This window comes from Acetobacterium sp. (genome assembly GCF_039830195.1).
Taxonomy (GTDB): domain Bacteria; phylum Bacillota; class Clostridia; order Eubacteriales; family Eubacteriaceae; genus Acetobacterium.
The window spans coordinates 1-6,572 of sequence record NZ_JBDODG010000014.1 but is presented as its reverse complement, the minus strand read 5'-3'; the positions used below and the strand labels follow the sequence as shown (position 1 = coordinate 6,572).

Here is a 6,572-nt window from a genome sequence, read left to right as displayed (position 1 = left end):
GAATGGATATTTTTCAAGAAAAACGTTTTGCATCAACGGTTTAAGGTGTTTTTAACATGCGAAGTTTGAGTTATTTACATAAAAAAACATGCCAAGCACTTCTTTTTAAAGCCAACACTTTTTTTCATATGGTTTCTAAAACAATCGGTTTTAATTGACAGTTATGGCACTTACTGGACAATCATCCTGAGCTTCAATCGCACAGTCTTCATTTTCCGGCGGAATTACATCAGCAATCACTTCAGCAATACTGTCACTGTCCATTTCAAAGACATTTGGACAAACCGATTCGCACAAACCACAGCCAACACAAGCATCCCGATCCACTGTTGCTTTCATCATCGAACCTCCATACATATATTTAAACAGCTACTTTTTTCAGAACCAAAGTCAATTAGACTCCAATCAGAAAAACTGTTTATTATTCTAATTACCCACAACAATCAAATCTAAACATTTTCTGAATTGAACGCTATCACCCCTGATCAAACTTTTGGCTGGTTCGCAGTTCAGGTTGGCACCATCGATGAAACCCGGCTTTTGACTCTCTTTTCTCAGGCAACACAATAGGCCATATCAAAACCCAAGAGTTTGCACAATTCATTGAAGATATAAATGCAACAATTCTGGTTAAAGAGTAAATAGTTCGTCTTTTTCTATGCGTGCAATTTTTCATCCCAGCTCATCAGATATCTCCTGATTGACTACATTTCACGCATCAATTTACACATAAAAAAAAACCGCCCTTAATATATGGGTGGCAATAAAATCAATTAAATGGCGTGCCCTGAGGGATTCGAACCCCCGACCTTCCGGTTCGTAGCCGAACGCTCTATCCAGCTGAGCCAAGGGCACGCATATCGTGACCTAGGATACTTCCGTTGGCCACGAAAGTTATTATAGCACATTCAAATCGAGAATAAAAGTCTTTTTTTGATAATTTTGGATATTTTTTCACAAATCGTGGTGGTGCTTGTTTTCGTACTGTTCCTGTTCCTCTAAGATCTCTGCTGTGGTTTTGCGACGGGGCATAAACCGTTTGGCAAATTTCCCCTTACTGCGGTTTTTAATATAAAAATAACCAATGCTCGAAAAGGTCACTGCTCCGATAAAGTTGACAAAAAGGTCATTCATGGTATCGTACAAGCCGATATCGATATAGCCTCCATACTGCCAGGGTACCCCATTGACCACCATGCTATCGATCGGCATCACCACCGCTACATTTTTTCCCTCGGGATTGAAAATTACCGAACTGATCACCGTCTGAATCGAATCCTTCTGCATATCGGTTTGAAAAAACAAATCCATCCCAAACTCAAAAAACTCCCAGACTACCCCCACCGTCATCGAAAAACAGAAGGCCACCAGAGCTACAAAAGCCGGCGACAGCGAAAAGGTCACTTTTTCATTGCGGTTGAGGATATCAATCATTGAGAAACCGATGGCCGCACAGAGAAATCCGTTGATGGTATGAAGCATGTCGTCCCAGCGGTCAAAAAGCAGATAGTATTCATTAATTTCCCCGAGGATCTCGGCCCCAAAGATAAACAACAGCACAATGATCTCCAGAGTTCCGGGCAAAATAATGTTCATCCGCTTATTGAGAAAATGAGGAACCATAAAGAGAATCAGCGTCAGCACACAGAGAAAAACATTATTGTAATTCCGGTTAAAGACCTCCGCAACTAAGACAATCACCACCAGAATCCGCAGCGAAACATAAACAAAGGCCTTAATTTTATTTTCCTTGACTTCTTCCCAGAAATCTCTGAGATGCTGAAGTAGCCACATTTTTCTATCTATTTTCGTTTTTGTCATCGGCATTCTCTTTCATTTTTGTAGTGATCTTATCATTATAGCATCATTCCTCAGCAGTTTACAATTATTATAACTTCACTTATAATGACTATATTCAGCAAACTAAACCAAGGAGTTCTCAGCTATGAAATTTTACCTTTGCATTGATGACACCGACAACCTCGATTCCATCGGCACCGGAACCATCGCCGAGCAGATTCAGGAAAAAATCATCCACCAGGGCTACGGGCCCTGTTCCCTGGTGACCCGACACCAGCTTTATATTCATGAGGATATCCCCTATACCTCCCATAACAGCTCCATGTGTTTTCACGGCGAAGCCCCGGATGACGCTCTGGCCGCCATCATCGATCTGGCCGCCGAGCACCTCGATACCGTTGCCGCCGTAGGCTCCGACCCCGGACTATGCGTGCTGGCCTATGATGAAAGCTGTCATTACGATGAACTGATGGAATTTGGCATCCAGGCCAAGCGGACCATTTTGACCAAGGCGGACGCCCTGACCTGCGCCCACAATCACCAGCTCCACCTGTCTGAGCACGGCGGCACCGGGCAAGGCATCATCGGCGCCCTGGCCGGCGTCGGCCTGCGATTATTCGGCTGTGATGGCGAAATCAAAGGGGCCCTGAAAAACGCCGTGATCAACCAGACCTACACAGTTGCCGACCTGAAAAAACTGCCCGAAGTCGAGCAGGTGCTGGATCTGACCAGCAAGGAGGTACTGGCCGACACGACCCTGATCAGCCTGGCCAATCGCTCCAAGACGGTGCTGTACCGCCACCAGTACGTACTGTTTGTCCGTCATGACGACAACCCTCAGTATGTCACCCTGCCCAAAGCTGAGATCCGCCGACTGGGCGATCATTTCTATGTCTGATCGGCAACAGCTTCCGCCGGAAGCCTGGGACCAAGGCCAGGCCATCGCCTTGCGCTGCCCTGAATTTAAGCCCGATGTCGAAGAAGAATGGCTGGCCGAAGAAACCGTCTCCTGCTATAATTGCCGCTACCGCCGCTTTGTCGGGTCGGGAATTTGTTGTATGAAAGCGTTATTTAATTTTTAGGAGGAAAACATGAAACCCAAAAACTTTTCAAGAAAAATCCTGTCCTTATTGTTGTTAATCGGCCTGCTGATCTTTGGCTGCGGCAGCAGTGTGATAGCCGGCGGCGGTGACGGTTCCGGCGGCGGCAGTGGCGATGGTTCCGGTGGTGGCAGCGGAACTGCTGAAACCACCACAGAAACCACGACCGATAGTACCACGGCTCCAGGTAGTGGTGACAATAGCGGCGGCGGCAGTACTGAACCGCTGACCATCGTGACCGCCAGCCCGGCTGATAAGGCCACTGATATCGCCGTGGATACCCCGATCAAACTGGAATTCAGCAAAAACGTCGCCTATGCCACGGTCCGGGACGCCAACCTCAAAGCCGTCAGTCTCTGGGCCGGAGATCAGCCGGTGGCCGCCGAAATCACCATGGCCGATGATCAATTGAACCCGGAGCTGCGCAATTTCATTAACATCGTGCCCGGCGCCCCGCTGCAGGAAGGCACGGTATACACCATCAAGGTTGACACCACCCTGAGCTCCAAAAGCGGGGATATCCTGACCGCACCGCTCGCCCTAACCTTTACCACCGTCGGTGCCGCCGAAGTTACCAGTACCACTGCCAGCGGTAACTCTCATGTGAGTACCATCGGACTGATCATCGGTCTGATGGTCATTGCGATTGTCGTTGGAGTGGTCGTCGTCAGACGCAAAAAAGCCTGAATGTCACCCTCTAAAAAGACGATTGTCACCCTCATTCTGATCGCGCTTCCGATCCTCTTTTTCTTTGGGACTCTCTGTATCGGACGTTATTACGTTTCTTTAACGGACATCTTTCTGACGCTCTGGCAGGGGCTCACCGGCAACAACAGCGGTGTCAGTGCCGAAACCACCACCGTGATTCTGCAGATCCGTCTGCCCCGGGCCTTTCAGGGGGCGATGGTGGGGGCCGCCCTGGGCGCCAGCGGCGCCGCCTTTCAGAGTCTCTTTCGCAACCCCCTGGTGTCCAGCGGCATCCTCGGAGTTTCGGCCGGAGCCGGCTTCGGCGCGGCCCTGGCCATTGTGCTGTTCAACACGGTTTTTCTGACCCCCTTGTTCGCCTTCAGCTTCGGCATCCTGGCTGTTATTCTCAGCTACTTTGCCGGGAAAATCGACAATACCGCCACCACCATCACCCTGGTGCTGGGCGGTACCATTATCCAGTCGATTTTTTCAGCCCTGATCTCACTGCTTAAATATCTGGCCGATACCGCCACCCAACTGCCGGCGATCACCTTCTGGCTGATGGGCAGTCTGGCCTCCACCAAAACTGCGGATGTCTTTCTGGCCCTGATCCCGATGGCGCTGGGTATGGCCGGGATGCTGATCCTGCGTTACCGGCCTAACGTCCTGTCCATGGGTGATCGCGAAGCCCGGACCCTGGGGATCAATGTCATCGCCAATAAAGCCGCCGTCATCGCCTTTGCCACCCTGGCCACCGCCGGGGCCGTCTGCGTCAGTGGCATCGTCGGCTGGATCGGACTGATCATCCCCCATGTCGGCCGGATGCTGGTGGGCAATGACAACAAGTGGCTGGTTCCGGCCAGCATGTCCCTGGGGGCTTGTTTTGTGATTTTCTGCGACACCCTGTGCCGCAGCCTGACCGGCGGCGAAATCCCGCTGGGGATTGTGACCGCGCTGATTGGCGGCCCGTTTTTTATTTACCTGCTTAAAAAAAACAAAGGAAGGAGCTGGTGATGACCGTGTTACGTTTAAACAACCTGAGTTTTGGTTACAACCCCCGACGGCTGATTTTTGAGGACATCAGTTTTGCCGTCCACCCCGGTGAGGTCTTTTGCATCATCGGCCCCAACGGCTGCGGCAAAACCACCCTGATCGACAGTATCCTGGGCATCAACCAGCCCCAACAGGGAACTATTGAAGTCAGCGGCACCGATCTGGCCCAGTTGAAACCGCGGGAATTCGCTCAGCAGATTGCCTATGTGCCCCAGAGTCATACCAAAACCTTTCCTTATACGGTGCTGGATATTGTCGTGATGGGCCGAACCGTTGCCACCCGTGGCTTTGGTTCGCCGGACTCCAGCCAGCGGCAACGGGCCCGGGAAAGCCTTGAACAGGTGGGTTTGCAGGGTTTTGAGGAACGGCTTTACACCGAACTCAGCGGCGGCGAACTGCAGCTGGTGTTGATTGCCCGGGCCTTAACCCAGGACGCCCACATCATGGTACTGGATGAACCCACCGCCCATCTGGATTTTCGCCATGAGCTGATGGTGATGGAAATCATCACCTGGCTAGTCAAAGAAAAAAAACTGACCATTGTCATGGCCACCCATTTTCTCAACCAGGCCTTTTATCTGGAAAATGCGGCGGTACCCACCCGGGTCGCTTTAATGGATCAGGGCAAAATCGCTGCCATCGGCACCCCCTCCGAGGTGATTACCAAAAACAACCTCAAAGACGTCTTTAAAATCATCTCCACCACCGGTACCACCGACGAAGCAGGAATTCAGCGGAAATTTATCGTGCCGTTAAAAAATATTCGCTGATTAAATCTATCTATTTATCAAGAAAGGATCTCAACATGCGCAGAAAAAGAAGCGTTCGCCTCGGCTTTCTGCTGATCGGGCTGCTGCTGACCATCAGCAGCGGTTGCCAGAGTCAGAGCCAAACTGCGGCGGTACCAACCAAAACGATTGTCGACTGTCTGGACCGGACGGTGGTGATTCCGGCTGACCCACAGCGAGTGGCCTGTCTTTATGCTTCCACCGCCCATATCATGGCGATGTTGGGCCAGGAAGATAAGATCGTCGGCATCCCCAATGGCATCAAGCGGGATGTGCTGATGGCCTACAAGCGACCGGATATCGGCTCGGTATCGGTGCCATTTAACGACGGTGCCATCAATATTGAAGAATTGCTGGCCACCAACACCGATCTGGTGCTGCTGCGCCAAAGTACCGCCGAAAATGCCGGAGAAATCGAAAAACTCGACAAGGCCGGGATCCCCTGGGTGGTCATCGACTATGCCAGCCTGGCTGGTCTTCAAAAAGCGATCACCGTCACCGGTCAGGTTTTTAATCAGGAACAACGGGCCGCCGACTATAATGCCGACCTCCAGCAAACCCTGGCGCTGATTTCCCAGCGGGTCAGCAGCCTGCCGGATTCTGCCCGGCCCCGGGTTTACCATGCTGTCAATGAGGCGGCCCGGACCGACCTGGCCGGCGATCTCTGCAGCCAGATCACTGATGTCGCCGGGATCATCAATGTCTCCACCCAGGGCGGTAGTCTGATCACCGATGCCGAGAAAACCATGACCACCCTGGAGCAGATCTACAGCTGGAATCCCGACGCCATCATCGCTAACGACATCAATGCCAGCAAATATATGCTCAGCGATCCCAAATGGTCGGGCTTAAAAGCCGTGGCCGAACAACAGGTCACCACCCTGCCGGTGGGCGTCACCCGCTGGGGCCATCCCGGTTCGATGGAACCCCATATGGCGGCCTTATTTATCGCCATCACCTTTTATCCCGATCAGTTTTCCGATATCGATCTGACCCAGACCGTTAAAGACTATTATCGGCAATGGTTTGACCTTACGCTGACCGATACCGATGTAGCCGCGATTTTATCCGGCGAAGGAATGCGGCTGGCTAAATCGGGTAGGAGGCTGACCATTAATTGATCAGCCGACCTCCCACACCACCG

The 6,572-nt window shown here is 51.4% G+C and carries 8 protein-coding genes and 1 tRNA gene; 6 read left to right on the top strand and 3 right to left on the bottom strand.

Going from position 1 to position 6,572, the window contains the following annotated elements; translation table 11 throughout:
• Positions 1–150: 150 nt before the first annotated feature.
• The 3 genes from ABGU93_RS05560 to ABGU93_RS05550 form a co-directional block, all read right to left on the bottom strand.
• A complete protein-coding gene (locus ABGU93_RS05560; RefSeq protein ID WP_347412493.1) occupies positions 151–339 on the bottom strand; it encodes a ferredoxin in 189 nt (62 codons plus the stop codon).
• Between the two features lie 439 nt (positions 340–778).
• A tRNA-Arg gene (locus ABGU93_RS05555) sits at positions 779–855 on the bottom strand.
• A 99-nt stretch (positions 856–954) separates the two neighbouring features.
• Positions 955–1,821 carry a hypothetical protein gene (locus ABGU93_RS05550; RefSeq protein ID WP_347412492.1) on the bottom strand — a complete coding sequence of 289 codons (867 nt, stop codon included), beginning with the start codon at positions 1,819–1,821 and terminating at the stop codon, positions 955–957.
• A 124-nt stretch (positions 1,822–1,945) separates the two neighbouring features.
• Between ABGU93_RS05550 and ABGU93_RS05545 the strand changes: the two genes are divergently transcribed.
• Genes ABGU93_RS05545 through ABGU93_RS05520 form a run of 6 tightly spaced genes read left to right on the top strand, consistent with a single transcriptional unit; the run spans position 1,946 to position 6,549 of the window.
• The gene (locus ABGU93_RS05545) at positions 1,946–2,698 is read left to right on the top strand and encodes a hypothetical protein (protein WP_347412491.1); all 753 of its coding nucleotides are present in this window, start codon (positions 1,946–1,948) and stop codon (positions 2,696–2,698) included.
• Positions 2,691–2,882 (top strand): hypothetical protein, encoded by a 192-nt coding sequence (locus ABGU93_RS05540; RefSeq protein WP_347412490.1) that lies wholly within the window; start codon positions 2,691–2,693, stop codon positions 2,880–2,882. Before ABGU93_RS05545 ends, ABGU93_RS05540 begins: the two co-directional genes overlap by 8 nt.
• A 9-nt stretch (positions 2,883–2,891) precedes the next feature.
• Positions 2,892–3,587: an Ig-like domain-containing protein gene (locus tag ABGU93_RS05535; RefSeq protein ID WP_347412489.1), complete on the top strand. Its 696-nt coding sequence runs from the start codon at positions 2,892–2,894 to the stop codon at positions 3,585–3,587.
• Positions 3,588–4,601: an iron ABC transporter permease gene (locus ABGU93_RS05530; protein ID WP_347412488.1), complete on the top strand. Its 1,014-nt coding sequence runs from the start codon at positions 3,588–3,590 to the stop codon at positions 4,599–4,601.
• Positions 4,601–5,410: an ABC transporter ATP-binding protein gene (locus tag ABGU93_RS05525; RefSeq protein WP_347412487.1), complete on the top strand. Its 810-nt coding sequence runs from the start codon at positions 4,601–4,603 to the stop codon at positions 5,408–5,410. The genes ABGU93_RS05530 and ABGU93_RS05525 overlap by 1 nt, the downstream gene beginning before the upstream one ends.
• Positions 5,411–5,445: 35 nt before the next feature.
• Entirely contained in the window at positions 5,446–6,549 is a 1,104-nt protein-coding gene (locus tag ABGU93_RS05520; protein WP_347412486.1) for an ABC transporter substrate-binding protein, read from the top strand.
• The last annotated feature ends 23 nt before the right edge of the window (positions 6,550–6,572 follow it).